Origin of the sequence: Dactylosporangium sp. NPDC050588 (genome assembly GCF_040654975.1) — a bacterium.
GTDB classification, from domain to species: domain Bacteria; phylum Actinomycetota; class Actinomycetes; order Mycobacteriales; family Micromonosporaceae; genus Dactylosporangium; species Dactylosporangium maewongense.
Genome location: NZ_JBFAJA010000165.1, coordinates 1 through 15,094 on the forward strand (window position 1 = coordinate 1; position 15,094 = coordinate 15,094).

The 15,094-nt window shown below is 69.3% G+C and carries 17 protein-coding genes and 1 pseudogene; 7 read left to right on the top strand and 11 right to left on the bottom strand.

Translation table 11 applies throughout. The features are described from left to right. Window positions 1-131 precede the first annotated feature (131 nt). Complete coding sequence (locus AB0I21_RS56055; protein WP_360574048.1) at window positions 132-725, top strand: hypothetical protein; 594 nt, start codon at window positions 132-134, stop codon at window positions 723-725. 9 nt (window positions 726-734) lie between these two features. Here AB0I21_RS56055 and AB0I21_RS56060 read toward each other — a convergent pair whose 3' ends face one another. Beyond that, window positions 735-1,148: an ASCH domain-containing protein gene (locus AB0I21_RS56060; RefSeq protein WP_360574050.1), complete on the bottom strand. Its 414-nt coding sequence runs from the start codon at window positions 1,146-1,148 to the stop codon at window positions 735-737. 63 nt (window positions 1,149-1,211) lie between these two features. Here AB0I21_RS56060 and AB0I21_RS56065 point away from each other — a divergent pair, with 63 nt between their 5' ends. Continuing rightward, entirely contained in the window at window positions 1,212-1,808 is a 597-nt protein-coding gene (locus tag AB0I21_RS56065) for a hypothetical protein (protein ID WP_360574052.1), read from the top strand. Between the two features lie 26 nt (window positions 1,809-1,834). Here the strand turns inward: AB0I21_RS56065 and AB0I21_RS56070 are convergent, their stop codons facing one another. Both AB0I21_RS56070 and AB0I21_RS56075 read right to left on the bottom strand, forming a co-directional pair. Next, entirely contained in the window at window positions 1,835-3,064 is a 1,230-nt protein-coding gene (locus AB0I21_RS56070; RefSeq protein ID WP_360574054.1) for a SpoIIE family protein phosphatase, read from the bottom strand. 118 nt (window positions 3,065-3,182) lie between these two features. After that, a complete protein-coding gene (locus AB0I21_RS56075; protein WP_360574056.1) occupies window positions 3,183-3,488 on the bottom strand; it encodes an STAS domain-containing protein in 306 nt (101 codons plus the stop codon). Window positions 3,489-3,590: 102 nt separating this feature from the next. Between AB0I21_RS56075 and AB0I21_RS56080 the strand changes: the two genes are divergently transcribed. Beyond that, window positions 3,591-4,004, top strand: coding sequence for an ATP-binding protein (locus AB0I21_RS56080; protein WP_360574058.1), 414 nt, complete (start codon window positions 3,591-3,593; stop codon window positions 4,002-4,004). Window positions 4,005-4,175: 171 nt separating this feature from the next. Here the strand turns inward: AB0I21_RS56080 and AB0I21_RS56085 are convergent, their stop codons facing one another. The 4 genes from AB0I21_RS56085 to AB0I21_RS56100 form a co-directional block, all read right to left on the bottom strand. Then, complete coding sequence (locus AB0I21_RS56085; RefSeq protein WP_360574060.1) at window positions 4,176-5,753, bottom strand: glycoside hydrolase family 43 protein; 1,578 nt, start codon at window positions 5,751-5,753, stop codon at window positions 4,176-4,178. Window positions 5,754-5,774: 21 nt separating this feature from the next. Continuing rightward, entirely contained in the window at window positions 5,775-6,362 is a 588-nt protein-coding gene (locus tag AB0I21_RS56090) for a carbohydrate ABC transporter permease (protein ID WP_360574062.1), read from the bottom strand. A 303-nt stretch (window positions 6,363-6,665) separates the two neighbouring features. Next, entirely contained in the window at window positions 6,666-7,556 is an 891-nt protein-coding gene (locus AB0I21_RS56095) for a sugar ABC transporter permease (protein ID WP_360574064.1), read from the bottom strand. Next, window positions 7,553-8,731, bottom strand: a complete 1,179-nt coding sequence (locus AB0I21_RS56100) for an extracellular solute-binding protein (RefSeq protein ID WP_360574066.1) — start codon at window positions 8,729-8,731, stop codon at window positions 7,553-7,555. The genes AB0I21_RS56095 and AB0I21_RS56100 overlap by 4 nt, the downstream gene beginning before the upstream one ends. Before the next feature lie 297 nt (window positions 8,732-9,028). Here AB0I21_RS56100 and AB0I21_RS56105 point away from each other — a divergent pair. After that, window positions 9,029-9,147 (top strand): annotated as a pseudogene (locus AB0I21_RS56105) (IS630 family transposase); the annotation flags it as partial. 468 nt (window positions 9,148-9,615) lie between these two features. Here the strand turns inward: AB0I21_RS56105 and AB0I21_RS56110 are convergent. Then, window positions 9,616-10,374 carry an alpha/beta hydrolase gene (locus AB0I21_RS56110; protein ID WP_360574068.1) on the bottom strand — a complete coding sequence of 253 codons (759 nt, stop codon included), beginning with the start codon at window positions 10,372-10,374 and terminating at the stop codon, window positions 9,616-9,618. A 257-nt stretch (window positions 10,375-10,631) separates the two neighbouring features. Between AB0I21_RS56110 and AB0I21_RS56115 the strand changes: the two genes are divergently transcribed. Next, window positions 10,632-11,516 carry an ISL3 family transposase gene (locus tag AB0I21_RS56115; RefSeq protein ID WP_360574074.1) on the top strand — a complete coding sequence of 295 codons (885 nt, stop codon included), beginning with the start codon at window positions 10,632-10,634 and terminating at the stop codon, window positions 11,514-11,516. Beyond that, the gene (locus tag AB0I21_RS56120; protein ID WP_360574070.1) at window positions 11,497-12,321 is read left to right on the top strand and encodes a hypothetical protein; all 825 of its coding nucleotides are present in this window, start codon (window positions 11,497-11,499) and stop codon (window positions 12,319-12,321) included. The genes AB0I21_RS56115 and AB0I21_RS56120 overlap by 20 nt, the downstream gene beginning before the upstream one ends. A gap of 217 nt (window positions 12,322-12,538) precedes the next feature. On the opposite strand, the gene AB0I21_RS56125 is transcribed toward AB0I21_RS56120, so the two are convergent. Beyond that, on the bottom strand, window positions 12,539-13,393 hold the full coding sequence (locus AB0I21_RS56125) for an NmrA family NAD(P)-binding protein (protein WP_360574076.1): 855 nt from the start codon (window positions 13,391-13,393) through the stop codon (window positions 12,539-12,541). Between the two features lie 118 nt (window positions 13,394-13,511). On the opposite strand from AB0I21_RS56125, the gene AB0I21_RS56130 reads away from it, so the two are divergent. Then, a complete protein-coding gene (locus tag AB0I21_RS56130; RefSeq protein ID WP_360574078.1) occupies window positions 13,512-13,922 on the top strand; it encodes a helix-turn-helix domain-containing protein in 411 nt (136 codons plus the stop codon). Here AB0I21_RS56130 and AB0I21_RS56135 read toward each other — a convergent pair. Together AB0I21_RS56135 and AB0I21_RS56140 are read right to left on the bottom strand one after the other, a co-directional pair. After that, on the bottom strand, window positions 13,843-14,367 hold the full coding sequence (locus tag AB0I21_RS56135; protein ID WP_360574079.1) for a DUF4259 domain-containing protein: 525 nt from the start codon (window positions 14,365-14,367) through the stop codon (window positions 13,843-13,845). The genes AB0I21_RS56130 and AB0I21_RS56135 overlap by 80 nt on opposite strands. Next, window positions 14,342-14,698, bottom strand: a complete 357-nt coding sequence (locus AB0I21_RS56140; RefSeq protein ID WP_360574072.1) for a hypothetical protein — start codon at window positions 14,696-14,698, stop codon at window positions 14,342-14,344. Before AB0I21_RS56140 ends, AB0I21_RS56135 begins: the two co-directional genes overlap by 26 nt. Between the last annotated feature and the right edge of the window lie 396 nt (window positions 14,699-15,094).

The following is a 15,094-nucleotide window of genomic DNA, read 5'->3' on the forward strand; positions in this document are numbered from 1 at the left end:
AAGCCGCCGCCCGCCACCACGGCCACGGTCGCGATCGCGGCGGCCTTGTGCTGGAACAGCTGCAGCAGAGACGTGCCGGGCAGCGCCGCCTTCGCCGGCCTGAAGGCCGGAGTATCCACGGAAGGAATCCGATGACCGATCGTTTCGTGCGGCACCTGCCTGTCGGTGCGCCGTCGACGCCGTTCGACGGCAGTGGGATTCCCGGGTGGGACACGTTTCCGTTCGACGGCGAGCTGCGGGTGCGCTCGCTGGAGCCGCTGGTGCTGCCGGAGCCGCCGCGCAACGGCGAGGACGGGCCCGAGTCGTGCATGATCTGCAAGGACGAGACCGCGAGGACGGTCTGGGCGGACGAGCACTGGATGCTCCGGCACGCCGGCGGGCCGAGCGCGGTGCCGGTCGTGGTGCTGCTGTGCCCGATCGGCCACTACGACCTGGGCACCCTGCCGCCGGAGCGGGCCGCCGAGGTCGGGCCGATGCTGCAGCGGGTCGAGCGGGCCATCATGTCCGTGGGCGGGATCGCCAGGGTGCACGCGTCGAAGATCGGTGACGGCGCGGCGCACCTGCATCTGTGGTTCATGGGCCGGCCGGCCGGCTTCGAGCAGCTGCGCGGCAGCTGCCTGGTCCTGTGGGACGACGTGCTGCCCAAGCAGGACGAGACCCAGTGGCGGGCGGTCCTCACCGAGGTGGCCGAGGCGCTCGCGGCCGACGGCGGCACGGTGTACTGACAGCGGGGGTCAGAGCTTCTCGACGACCCGGAAGCGTTGCAGGACGGCGGGCGTGTCGTCGTCGACGGTGAACCCCGGGTCGCCGAGCCAGCCGCGGTAGTCGGCGCCGTGCCAGAACTCCTCGTGCCCCGCCCGCCAGGCGGCGACGGTGTCGTGGCCCTCGCCCTCGTCGCGGGCGTGCCGGGCATCGACGTCGCCGAGGCGGCGGACCTCGACGCCGGTCAGCTCGATCACCGCGACGGGACGCTCGGCGGAGTCGACCACGGCCGACCGGTCGCCGGCGGCGGGCAGCGGCTCACCGTCGATCTCCCAGTCCTGGAGCAGCCCGGTCGTGGTCGTCTTCGTGCCGTTCAGGACCGCGGCGACGAGCGCGTCGCGCAGCGGACCGGGGAACGCGAACTGAAACGTGGGGAGCTCGGTCACCCGGCCAACACTACGGCTAGTGTCGGGCGCGTGAGTGGTCGCTCGTACATGGTGGCAACGCGGATGCCGATGTCCAGGGCCGGGTTCGACGGCTGGCTGGCGGCGCCGCTGCCCGGGCTCGACGTGATCGCCAATCCGGCGGCGATGTGGACCGGCTGGGCGATCGACGGCGCCGGCACCGACTGGGACCTCACGGACCTCGCCGGCTCCCCCGCCGCGGTGGCCGGGATCCGCGCCGCCCGGGCCAGGACCCCGCTGGAGCTGCTCGCGGCCCGCGCGGCCGGCGGATTCACGCTCGCCCGGCACCGCGACGACGCGCTGGAGATCTACCTGTACGACTACCACGGTGACGTCTACAGCACGCAGACCGACCTGCTCATGCTCGCGGGCGCCGGACGGTTCGCCGACGCGGGCGCCCCGGTCCTGCACTGGGGCGGCGACGTCTACCCGGACCTGCCGCTCGGCGGCGACCAGCCGCTCGCCGTGCTGCTGGTCGGCCGGGACGGCGCCAGGTTCACCGACCGTCACCCGGTCGGCGCACTGATCGAGTCGCTGCGCCCGGTCGAGGCCGCGTTCCTCGCCGCCGCGCCGGTCGACGGCGAGGACAGCTGGGACCCGACCGAAGTCCTGGACCCGACCATCCGCGACCACGTCGCGTAGCCGTCACGTACGGTAAGGATCGCTCGTCAGGTGCGGCGGATCGCGAGGACGGCGACGTCGTCGGTCGGGGCGGCGTTGTCCAGGAGGGTCATCGCCACGTTGCAGGTGACGTCGGCGGAGGCCGCGGCGGCGAGCACGCGGACCATCCGCTCCAGGCCCGGAGTGATCCCGCGGGCACGGCGCTCGACGAGGCCGTCGGTGTACAGGAACAGGCCCTCGCCGGGTTCCAGCGGCAGCCGCGTGTTGCGCCGGGCGGCGTCGCGGTACGCCCCCAGGGGCAGGTCCGGGGGGATGCTGAGCAGCCGGCTCGGCCGGTCCGGAGCCATCAGGACCGGTGGCAGGTGGCCGGCGTTGGACATGGTCACGGCGCCGAGATCCGGATCCAGGACGGCATAGACGGCGGTGGCCATGGCGTCGGGCTCGAAGCGCTGCACCTTGCGGTCCAGGCGGGTGAGGACGTCCGCCGGGTCGTCGGTCTCCATCGCGTATGCGCGCAGCGCGCTGCGGATCCGGCCCATCACCACCGCCGCGTGCAGGCCGCTGCCGGCGACGTCGCCGATGACGATGCCGACGTGCCCCGACGGGAGGTCGAAGACGTCGTACCAGTCGCCGCCGACGCCGACCTGCGCACCGGGAACATACCGGACGGCGACGTCCAGGCCGGGGACCGCAGGCGGGCGGGCCGGGAGCAGGCTACGCTGCAGGGCGACGGCCGCGGCCCGGTCCAGGTGTGACCGGCGCGCCTCGGTGGCGAGGCCGGCCCGGTCGGCGACGAGCTGCAGCAGCTCGATGTCGTCGGCGGTGAACGAACGCTGCTGCAGGGTGCCGACGTGCAACACGCCGATGACCCGGCCGCTGCTGAGCATCGGCACGCCGAGGACGGACGTGGTGCGCTCGGGTAACAGCGCCGCGTCGAAGTCGGTGCCGCCGCTGCCGTCCCGGTCGAAGCGCTCGACGGCGACGGCGACACCGCGGACGGCGACACCGCCGGCGAAGCCGTGGCCGATGGGCACCCGGACTTCGTGCCTGGGCTCCCGGTCGAGACCGGCGGTCGCCATGGCGACCAGCTCGGTGCCGTCGTGGTCGAGCAGCAGCAGGGCCGCACTGTCGGCGCGCAGGATGTCCAGGGTCCGTTCCAGCAGCTCGTGCAGCAGGTCCTCGAGGCCGAGCTGCGACAGGGCGGCGTCGGTCACCGCCTGCAGCCGGCGCAGCTTCTCCTCGCTGACCGCCAACGCCTTCCCGCTGCGCCTCGGCACCCGCGCCCCTGCCTCTCGCCCCTCCGCCCGCTCGAACCCGCCCAGTGTCGCATCAGCACCGCGCCGCACCCGCTCCGACACCGCGGTGCGACCCGACGGTGATCGCCGGGACGAGGGCTCAGCCGGACAGGTGCGCCAGGACGCCGGTCATGTCGAGCACGTCGCGCACGACGCCGGCCGCATTGGTGATCCGGAGCTGCCGGCCCTGCTCCTCGGCGTGCCGGCGGCCCTTGAGCAGCGTGTTGATGCCGGCTGAATCGATGAAGGTCACCTCCGCCAGGTCCACCACGACCGTGGTGGCACCGCTGTCGATGGCGGCGAGCACCTCACGGTCCAAGTCGCCGGCGGTGGAGAGGTCCACGTCCCCGGAGATGCTGACCGTGCAGGTGTCGTCGTCGCGGGTGGTCGACATCGACAACGTCATGGTCCCTCCCGGCACGAAACGACAAGTACCTGCTGACCCTATATGGTGGCTGCGACGGGGGCGCGACGGCGCCGCGACGACGCACGACTTTGTGGATGCGACATGCGGGACGACCCTGACACATCACCGGTGCTGGTGACCCTGCCGCCGGTGACGGTGGCCGGCGTCGCCGACGTCCGGGAGCGGGTGGCGGCCGCCGCGCGCGAGACCGGCCTGTCACCCGAACGGGTGAATGGCTTCATCATCGCCGTCAACGAGATCGTCATCAACGCGATGGAGCACGGCGGCGGCACCGCCGCGGTCACCATGATCCTGCAGGTGGGCAGGCTTGTCGTCGAGATCACCGACACCGGCACCACGCCGTGGCGGTTCCTCGTCCCGGCGCAGGCTCCCCCGCCCGACCAGATCCACGGCCGGGGCCTGTGGCTGGCCGACAAGCTCTCCGACGACATCACGGTCGACACCACCGCCGGCCGGCGCCGGGTCCGCCTGACCGTCAACGCCGGCGCCGAGTAGCCCGACGCCGGATGGCCGGCAGCTGCCGTCGATGCGCCGGCCGGCATCGCCGGGCTCCTCGGCACGCGGGGAACCGCAGCGGCGAGAAGCCCGGCGAACGCCGGCGTCCGTGCCCGGCCAGGAGCGCCGGTGGAGAATGCCCCTGGGCGACCGGATGCCCGGCCGGTCCGGTCAGGGCTGCGGCTTGTAGGTCGCCGCGGAGAAGTCCGCGGGCAGCCCGCCGCCGGTCATGTCTTGCACCCACAGGCCGAAGAACGCGCCGGTGAAGCCCCACGCGCGGGGCACCCCGTTGTCGGACTCCTGGGCGTACTCGTCGGAGAGGATGCTCGCGTCGAACGGGCCCCACTCCACGTCGCCGTACGACGCGCGCAGCACCCCGCCGTCGAGGTCGAGCCGGAGCCGGACCGGACCGTCGACCGGCACGGCGGGACCGTGCGCGGTGACCCGCCCCCGGTCGCTGGACAGCACGTCGACGAACGGGCCGTCGGTCTCGTCGTAGCCGACCCGCAGCAGGAACCAGTTGCGGCTGTTGTAGTACGCGGTGATGCCCGCCAGCTGCTGGAAGTGCACCGGCGCGAACTCGACCGTCGCCTCGAACGTCGCCCGCGCGTGCTGGACCCGGCGCCCGACGAGGCTCTCGCCGGACAGCGCGCCCGGCGAGCGGCCACCGTGGATGCGCACGTGCCCGGGGCGGGCGTGGGTGGACACCCAGTTGCTGGTGGCGGGCCGGCGCAATGTGCTCCACTGCGGGCCGAGCAGCGCGCCGGTGAAGTCGTCGGTCTCCGGCTCGTCCGGCCACGGGTGCGCCGGCAGGGCCGGGCCGTCGACGACGTCGTGCGGGACACCGCCGTCGATACGCGGCCAGCCGTCGTCGGTCCAGGTGACCCGCTGGATCGCGGTCTCCCGGCCGAGGACGCACCGCCCGCGCGGGCTGAGCGGGCGGCCCGCGAGGTGGGCGAAGAACCACTCGCCGTCCGGGGTCTCGACGAGGCTGCCGTGGCCGGCCTTCTGCAGCATCAGGTCCGGGCGGTGCACGGCGGTGATGAGCGGCCCCGCCGGGTCCGACTCGTAGGGGCCGAGCACGTCCCGGGAACGGGCGACCGTCGCCTGGTGGAACCACTCGGTGCCGCCCTCGGCGGTCACGAGGTAGTACCAGCCGTCCCGCCGGTACACGTGCGGCCCCTCGGTCATGCCGGCCGCGGTGCCGGTGTAGACGTCGACCGGGTCGCCGACGAGCTGGCGGAGGTCGCGGTCGTACCGCTGGGCGATGATGCCGTTGGCCCAGGCGTGCCCGGGCCGCCAGTCGGTGCGGTTGGACAACAGCCAGCTCTGCCCGGTGGCGTCGTCGTGGAACATCGACGGGTCGAAGCCCTGCGCGTGCAGCGCGACGGGCGCCGACCACGGACCTTCGATCGACGGCGCGGTCACCAGGTAGTTCGGGGTGTCCCAGAAGCCGGAGTAGGACTTCACGTCGGTGAACACGAGGTGGAACAGACCATCCACATAGGACAGGCAGGGCGCCCAGACGCCGCCGGAGTCGGGGTTGCCGGTCATGTCGAGCAGCCGGACGCTGTCCAGCGCGCCGCCGAGCGGCCGCCAGTGCACGAGGTCCTTGGAGTGGTGCAGGCGCACGCCCGGATACCACTCGAACGTCGACGTGGCGAGGTAGTAGTCGTCGCCGACCCGCAGGATCGACGGGTCGGGGTGGAATCCGGGCAGGACCGGGTTACGGATGGAGCCGTCAGTCATTGGTCGTCCCTCGTGAGTGTGTTACTTGCCGAAGCCCGCGGCGAGTCCGCTGAGCAGATGACGGCGGCCGAACAGGTACAGCGCCAGGACCGGCAGCGCGGACAGCACGACCGCGGCCATCAGGCCCGGCACGTTCGTCCCGAACTGGCTCTGGAAGTTCCACAGGCCCAGCGTCAGCACCCGCTGCTCGTCGCTCTGCGTCAGCACCAGCGGGAACAGGAACCCGTTCCAGGCGCCGAGGCCGACGAAGATGCCGACGCTGACCAGCCCCGGCCGGGACAGCGGCAGGACCAGCCGGCCGAAGACCCGCGCCGCGGTGGCGCCGTCGACGGTCATCGCCTCGTAGAGCTCGTTCGGGATGTCGCGCAGCGTGCTGGTGAGCACGACGATCGCGATCGGCAGCGAGAACGCCGCGGTCGGCAGGACGATCGCCAGCAGGGTGTCGTACATCTGCAGGCGGGTGATGATCAGGTAGATCGGCACGATGACCGCCTGTGCCGGCACGGCGAGGCCGAGCAGGAACACGTTGAACATGGAGCGGACCGTGCGGTTCAGGTTGCGCACGATCGCGTACGCGGCCGGCAGCGCCACCGCGAGCACCAGCGCCACGGTGCCGAACGCGACGATGAGACTGGTTGGTGAGGTAGCTGGTGAACCCGAGGTCCCACAGCGACGTGAAGTTGTCCAGCGTCGGGCTCGTCGGCAGGTCCAGCGGGCCCTGCTCGATGTACTGGTCCGGCGTGCGGAACCCGGTGATGACCACGTAGTACACGGGCACCGCCACGATCAGCAGCCACACCGTGGCCGCGATCCCAGCCAGGAAGTTCGGCCGGCCGCGCCGGCGGGCGCCGGGCGGTGGCGGCGGCACGGACCGGGTGCGGTGCATCGGCCGTCGGGCGAGGTCGAGGCTCATCAGGCACCTTCCCGGTCGCTGGCCATCCGGTGGTAGCCGGTGAGCCTGACGACGACGATCGACAGGGCGGTGCCGAGCGTGACGAGGACGACGGCCAGGACGCTGGCGTAGCCCATGTCGAAGCCGACGAAGCCCTTGATGTACATGTGCAGCGGCAGGACCCGGGTCGAGGTGCCGGGGCCGCCGTTCGTCATCAGCAGGATCATCTCGAAGTAGGTGAGCGAGCCGACGAGGATGAGCACCGATGAGGCGACGATGGTGTTGCGCAACTGCGGCAGCGTGATGGAGAAGAACTGCCGCACCCCCGTTACGCCGTCCAGCGCGGCCGCCTCGTAGAGCGACGCCGGGATCTGCCGGGTCGCCGACTGGTACAGCAGGGTGTGGAACGGCACGAACTGCCAGGCGATGACGAACGCGATGACGTACAGCGCCTTGTCGGGGTCGCCCAGGAAGTTGCCGTCCGGCGCGCCGAAGTACTTGCCGTAGTCGGCGGCGAGGCCGAAGTTCGGGTCGAGCAGCGCCACGAAGGTCACCGAGATCGCGGCGGTGGACAGCAGCAGCGGCAGGAAGAACAGCGTCGACAGCACCGCCCGGCTGCGCTGCGGCCCGGCCGCCCAGACGCCGATGAGCAGCGCGAGGGGCGTCTGGCCGAGCCACGACACGACAGTCAGGACGAGGGTCTTGCCGACGCCGTTGAACAGTTCGGCGTCGTCCGCGAGGGCCGTCCAGTTCGACAGGCCGGTCCAGACCGGGTCGCCGAGCCCGTTCCACTTCGTGAAGCTGAGGTAGACGACCGCGATGACCGGCAGGATGCCGAACGCGGCGAAGAACAGGACCGCGGGCGCGGCCCAGATGACTCCGGGCCGCGCCGCCGCTTTCGACGTCGTCACTTCACTTTGGCCATGTTGGCGACGAAGGCTTCGGGCGTGACCTGCCCGAGGAACAGCTTCTGCAGGTTGGTGAGCAGCTCGGTGCTGACCGACGGGCTGAGCGCCTGGTCCCAGGACTGGGTGAAGCTCGGGGCGTTGGCGACCAGGTCGTAGGTGAAGCCGGTGAAGTCGGCGTTGGGCTTGGACTTCAGGGTGGTCTCCACCCCCTTCACGGCGGGCACCTGACCGGCGTCGATGAGGCCGTTGATGTACTGGTCGGACGTCAGCGACTTGGCCAGGAAGTCGATGGAGGCGTCCTTGCTCTTCGACGCGGCGTTGACCGAGTAGTAGTTGCTCGGGTTGCCCACGACCGACTTCGGGTCGCCGGCGCCGCCCTCGAACGCGGGGAACGCGGTGAAGCCGAGCTTGCCGTTCTTGATGAAGTCCGGGTTCGCGTCCTTCTGCACCGAGAAGTCCCAGGTGCCCATCAGGTGCATCGCGGCCTTGCCGGTCGCGAAGAGCTTCGACGCGCCCTGGTTGTCGTAGTTGACGCTGGCGAAGTTGGTGCCGAAGGCGCCGCGCTTGACGAACGTCTGGATCTCACCGAGGGCCTTGACGACGGTCGGGTCCTGCCAGGCGCCTTCCTTGCCGGCGGCGATGTTGGCGAACTTGTCGGCGCCACCGATGCGGTCCAGCAGGTACTCCAGCCACATCAGCTCGGTCCAGCCCTGCGAGCCGGCGAGGGCGATCGGGGTGACGCCCTTGGCCTTGAACGTGTCGACGAGCGAGAGCAGGTCGGCGTAGGTCTTCGGCGGCTGCACGCCGGCGGCGGCGAAGACGTCCTTGTTGATGAACAGCACGACCGGGAGCACGCCGAGCATCGGCAGGCCGCCCCAGTTGAAGAAGACGTCCGGCGCGGCGGGCGAGCCCATCGCGACCTGCAGCTTCTGCTTGTAGGCGTCGTTGACGTAGGTGACCAGCTCGATCTTCGTGCCGTTCGCCTTGTTGTACGCGTCGATGCTGCTGGTGGCGATCGGGTTGACCGCGGCGTCCTGCAGGGCCCAGACCTGGACCTTGCTCGGCTCGCCGGCCTTCAAGGTGCCGGGGCCGGAGCTGCCGCAAGCGGTCAGGGCAACGGCAGTGGTGGCGGCGAGTATCCCGGTGATGACCCGGCGAATCTGCACCGAACGGCGCATGCGCCGAACCGTCCTTCCATCGAAACAATCCGCACATCTCCGAATATTTCGGGAAATGTTTCGGAATGGGGGTGTGGGGTGTACGGTGCCGATCACAAGCCACGCCCCGATGGTTCGACAATCGTTTTCGAAACCCAGGTGAGCCTTGACGTCCTCCCAACGCCTAAGCGGGTTGACAGAGGTTCTGCGCGTAACCGGGCGCGGGTAGTCGCCGGGGGCGGAGACGACACGGCCTTGCCGGCTGTTGATGATTGAAGAGGAAGCCATCACAACAAGACCGGCAAGGTCGTGTCCATTATGCGCCCTGGCTGTGTGTTCGCGAGGTCTCCGGCAGCGCCCGGCCCCAGATCATGGACCTGTTGCACGGCCGGTGGCGGACCGCCACCCGCCTGATGATGGTCGTGCTGTCCACCGCTGTCCTTTGCCAGTGAACTGTGTCCCGTGCCAAGGAAGGTTGTCCGAGACGTGGTTTTTGCCAGTGGACCGTGTCTGCTGGGTGGGTAGTTAGAGGTCGAAGAGCGATTCGCGTTGCGGCGGGTCGAGGTGTTGACCGACATGTCGTTGGGATCTGGCCCATTTTCCGGGGAGTGGCAACGGAGGGTGAAGTTCAGGATGCGGTGATGAAGCAGATCCAGTTGGCTCGGCCGAACATCGCTCTCTTCAACGCCTTCGCCCTGTTGACTCCGCCCTCGCAGGTTCCCGAGCTCCATGTCAGGGGTGAGACCGTTGATGGCGGCGTCAAGATCTCAGTTCAGTCGCGCGGATCGCACCGAGTATCCGCTTCATGCTTGATGAGCGTACAGTCGATCATGCGGAGGTGATCTTGCCTGCCAGGACGGTCAGCAGGCCTGACCCGACACGACGACAAGCGCACACCCGCCCTCTTAGTTCGCCGCGATCCGATCGAGGAGGAACCAGGTCGTGGCGTCGATGACGTCGTCGAAGTACCCGCTGTTGCCGGGATAGTGGAACGCGTGCTCGGCATGTTCGTACTCGAGCAGTGTGCAGTCATTGCCAGCCTGCACCATCGCGTCCCGAAACCGTCGCACGTGCTCGATCGGCTCCACATCGTCGTCGGTGCCGTGGTGAATCAGTATCGGCGGATTGCCCGGCCGCACGAACTCGATCAGCGAGAACTCGATCGCCCTTCCCGCAGCGATGCCGGCTTGCTGTTCGATGGAGCGCTGGAGCTCCGGCGAGAAGGCGAGCAGATCCAGGGCCGCCGGGTTGAGTGCCACGACGGCGGCGATGGCGGGTTCGGGCGCTGGTACGGGTTCACCAGCGACGGTCATCGCGGCGACCAGAGCGAGATGTGCACCGGCTGAGCTGCCGCCCGAGGCCAGACATGACGTCTCAAGCCCACGTAACGCGGCCAGCCTTCTGAAGTGCTCAACCGCCCGTCGGACGTCGGTAACGCAGTCGTCGATGCTCACAGCACCCCGACCGAGCAGCCGATACCCGGCAGACACAGTGAAGATCCCGCGTGACGCCAATTGACGGCAGTGCGGGGCCAACTCGTCGGCCGACCCGGTGCGCAGGGCGCCACCGTGGAACAAGACAATACCGACCGTGAGCCGCGTGCCCTCGGCCGGCTCGAAGACCAGCAGGGGCAGTTCGCTGCCGTCGGCGGCTTCGTAGGTCAAGGAAGATTCGCGACAGGCTGTCATGAACGGCATTCCTGGGTCACGACCACTGGTACTCCCATGATCCACGGACAAGGTCAGGTGCAGACGCGCTCGTTACGCACGGTATGGCGGCCGCTGAGCAGGCGCGTTCGTCGGCGACATTTCATCACCGTTCGGATGTCTCGTCGAGGCGTTTCGCCGCGCGTGGACGTGTCCTGGCACTGATCACGATGCTGAGGGCTGTGCGATGCGCCTGGTGTGGTCGTGTGTTCGACATGGTCGATGTGGGGCTGCTCGAGGTGTTGTTTCCCCGGTTGGCGTCGGTACGGGTCGATGAGGTCGCCCACGATGGTGATCGGGTTTGTGTCCGGGCCCGAGTGAGGCAGCTGACGGGTCGGTGTCCGGCATGCGGGAACTTGGCCAGTCGGGTCCATGACCGCTACGAACGGCGGATCGCTGATACGGCCGTGGCCGGTCAGCGGGTGCTGATCCGGTTGCAGGTCCGTCGGTTCATCTGTGACATCGCCGGCTGCGTGCGGCGGACGTTCGTGGAGCAGGTGGACGGGTTGACGTTCCGGTACGGGCGCGTCACCAGCCTCCTTCACAAGACGTTGCAGGTGATCGCGGCCGCTCTGGCAGGTCGGCCGGGTGCTCGGCTGGCGGCCAGAACCGCGATCGTCACGAGCCGGTCCACGCTGCTGCGGGTGCTGCGGGCGATCCCGCTGCCGAAGCTGCACGCGGGTCCGCGGGTGCTGGGAGTCGACGAGTTCGCTATCCGACGCGGCACGACGTACGCGACGCTGCTGTTGGATATGGAAACCCACCGGCCGATCGACGTCTTCGACGGCCGGACCGCTGAGAGCTTCGCCGCGTGGCTGCGTGAGCATCCCGGAGTGGAGCTCATTTGCCGGGACCGTGGAGGGAACTATGCCGAGGGCGCCCGGTCGGGTGCACCTGATGCAGTGCAGGTCGCCGACCGGTTCCACCTGTGGGCCAACCTCGGCGAGGCCGTGGAGAAGACCGTGCTCGCCCACCGGTCCTGCCTGCCCGAACCCGTCCCCACCGATGAGCAGACCCAGGCCACGCCCGCCGCGTCGGTGACACCCGATCAGGTGCGCGATATCGACGACGAGGGGCGGGATGGCCGTGCAAAAGCGTGAGCGGTACGCCGCCGTCCAGGAGCTGATGCACGCCGGGCACTCCCTCAATTCGATCAGCAGGCAGACGGGCTGGTGCTTCCGAACAGTCCAGCGCTACGCCCAGGCCGGCAGCTTGGACGACCTGCTGGCCACCGCCGAACGGTCCAGCACACTCGACCGGTTCAAGGAGTACCTCCTCACTCGGTGGAACGACGGCTGCACCGACACCGGCCGTCTGCACCGCGAACTGCAGGGTTTGGGATGGCGCGGCAGCGCGAGAACGGTGCATCGCTACACCCATCAACTTCGCGGGCTGACCAGTACGCCGCCGCCGAAACCGGTCACGCCCAAGCCGCGCAAGGTCGCCAGATGGCTGATGACCAACCCGGCCAACCTGACAGCCGGCGACCAGGTCCGTTTGAAAGGGATCATGGCCCGCTGCCCGGAACTGCAGGCCACCCGCCGTCATGTCGCCGGCTTCGCCTCCATGATGCGTGAACTGCGCGGCGACCAACTCCCCAACTGGATCGCCGCGGTCACAACGGACGAACTCCCCCCGGAAATGGGCCAGATCCTGTCGTTGTCAGCGGGCGGCGACAGGTTGGGTCAGCGGCGCCGACGAATTGATGTCAGTGATCATATTTGTAGCGTCCAAGGCTGTACCTCACGTCGTGGCTGGGCTGGGCGTGGTGCGGTCCGTTGTCGCAGTGGATCAAGCCGCTGTCTTGAGCGTCTGCTCCGGATCAGCCCGACCCACCCCGCATCCTTCCGCCGGACATCGCGGCCGGGCATCAACGGGAGCCGAGCCATGAACCGGCGTCGATGATCCTCGCTGCGGCCTGGCCGGCGCATGCGTTCTCGGTACAAAGGACGGCGAGATCAGGACGGGCGGCGCCAGCGAATAGGCCACGGGCGAGCTGTTTCGGTGACGCCGTTCGGCAGGCTCGCCACCGCCTGACCCGTTCCCGTTGGCCGAGCCGACTGCCAGGCTGGTGTCGGCTCCGAGGTGGATGCGGGTGATGTGCCAAGCCTGCGTCGGCCGGTCAGCGCAGTGCGGCGGCGATCGCTTCGGCAGGGGTCGCGGTCGGCCGTCCGATCAGGCGCCGCAGGTCGCCGGAGTCGGTGAACATCTCGTCGCGGCTCATGGCGCGGTCGGCGTCAGCGAGAACGTGCGCCAGCTCCGCCGGCACGCCCGCGTCGAGCAACACCCGGGTGAACACGTCGGCCGGGAGATCGGTGTACTCGATGCGCTTGCCGGTGACGGCCGAGATTGCCGTGGCCAGCTCGGCCAGCGTGAAGGCGTGGTCCCCGCCCAGTTCGTAGCTTTTGCCGTCGTGGCCATCGGTGGTCAGCACGACCGCGGCGGCGTCGGCATAGTCGGCGCGGGTCGCGGCGCTGATCTTTCCTGGGCCGGAGGCCCCGACGACGGCTCCGCCTTGCAGTACCTGGGGAAGCTGGGAGGTGTAGTTCTCCAGGTACCAGCCGTTGCGCAGCATCACGCTGGGCAGGCGCTCGCGAAGGTACGCCTCCGTGGCGCTGTGGGTGGGGGCAAGGCTGGTGGTGGACGTGTCCGCGCGCAGCATGCTCGTATACGCGACCAGTGAAGCACCGGCCGCGACCGCGGCGTCGATGGCGCGGCGGTGGTTGGCGACGCGCTCGCTCGGAGTCGTGGTGGAGATCAGCAGGAGCATGTCCACGCCCTCGAAGGCCGCGGGCAGGCTGTCGGGCTCGGCGAAGTCGGCCCGGCGGACGGTGACTCCCCGGTCGGCGAGGTCTTTGATCCTGGTGACGTCGCGGCTGGTCGCGACGATATCGGAGGCCGGGACCCCGCGGGCCAGCAGCGCTTCGACGGTAAGCCTGCCCAGGTGTCCGGAGGCTGCGGTAACAACGATCGACATGGTGCTCGCCCTTCCTGCCGCGGACCTCCCACGGCTTAAAGACCACGATGAACTGGTCACTCTCCTTTGGTAAGTACGAACTTCCGGGTAAGGTGATCACTTGAACGTAAGGATCGAGGTGAGGTCGGTGACGACGGCCCAGGAAGTGAACGACCCCACATCGTCGTGGGATCCCTACGCGCGTGGCTGCCCCTCGCGTGACCTGCTCGACCAGATTGGCAGCAAGTGGGCGGTCCTCGTGCTGGGCGAGCTCGGCCGGCACGGGGTGTGCCGGTTCACGCAGCTGCGGCAGCAGCTCGCCGGCGTCAGCGAGAAGATGCTCACTCAGACGCTGCGCACGCTCGAACGCGACGGGCTGCTCTTACGGACGGTGTACCCGGAGTCGCCGATCCGCGTGGAGTACGAGCTGACGCCGCTCGGACAGACGCTGCGAGGTCCTTTGAAGGCTCTCACGCAGTGGTCGGTGCAGCACATCGAAGACGTTCTCGACGCCCGCGAGCAGTACGACGAGCGCACCGGACAACGTTAGAGAATCGAGTAGCTGCTGCAGCCACGCCGACGGTTGCTACCGCGGCCGTTCGATCCTTGACGCCCGTCGGGAGTCGCCGGCTCGCGGTCCGCGCCGACGGGCACCACCCGCACGGCCAGCTGGGCGGCATGCGCGAGGCGCAACGCTGCAGACGCGTGGGACCACTCCATCCGAGAAGGTTTCGGAGGTAGGCCGGAAACTCAGGCATCGGGGTGGTCGGACCGTGGGCCGAGGCGATGGGTGCGCCGCCTGGGTATTGCGCGGCGATCAGGGCAGCGGCGGCGACTGCTCGCGGGGCGTCCGAGAGCCGGGGGTCATCGTCCGCTGGGTGGGCGACGCGGTCGAGGACGGCGCCGATCATTTCGATGCGGGTGTGTGCTGGCGCGTCGTCGAGTTCGAAGGCGAAGTCGGCCGCGTCGTCACCACCGCGCCCCGACCTGCCAATACAGCCAGAACGGTTGCGAGGAGAACGCCGTCACCTCTCGGTCGAAGTCCAGCCGCATCGCGTGGTCGCGTTCCAGCCAGGACTCAAACCCCACATGCCGGTCCGTGGTCGCCGACCACCACCAGCCCGGGAAGTGCTTCTGTCCCCGGGACCAGCCGAAACCGCGTATCGGCGGCAACTCCTCGAACGCCACCGACCAGCGCTGCGCCAACAAGCCACGACAGCGAGACCCCGCCGCGTCGACGAACTCGATCTCGAAGTCCGTCGCGCCGAAGTCGTCTCCGCCAGTCGCGACGCGCTCACAAGCCGATCGTCTCAACCCAGTGGACAAAGTTCGATGGCACAAAACCTCACGGGGACAAAGTTCGCTGGCACGAGGGACACACCTCGATGGCGAAGGACAACCGCAGGCATGTCCCCGGCCCAGATCGCCGTCTGGCTTCGTTCGCGAGTTTGGGCGCCAGATGTTCGCGACTTTCAGCGCCACGATGCCGACACCGGGAGCCGCAACGTTCGTGAGAACCGGCACCACTCGCGGGATCATGACCGCCCGGTGGTGCCGACGGTCACTCCGAAGCGCGCTCACGCTGTGTAAAAGTGATCATGAAGTCGCTCGGGCGCGAGGTGCGCGAATCTGCCGAGATGAGTGCGCCTCTGTCCGGTGCGGGCGACAGCGCTCAGCCGCTTCCTCCCAAGGCCGCCGGCTCATGGCATCATCCTCAGGCGG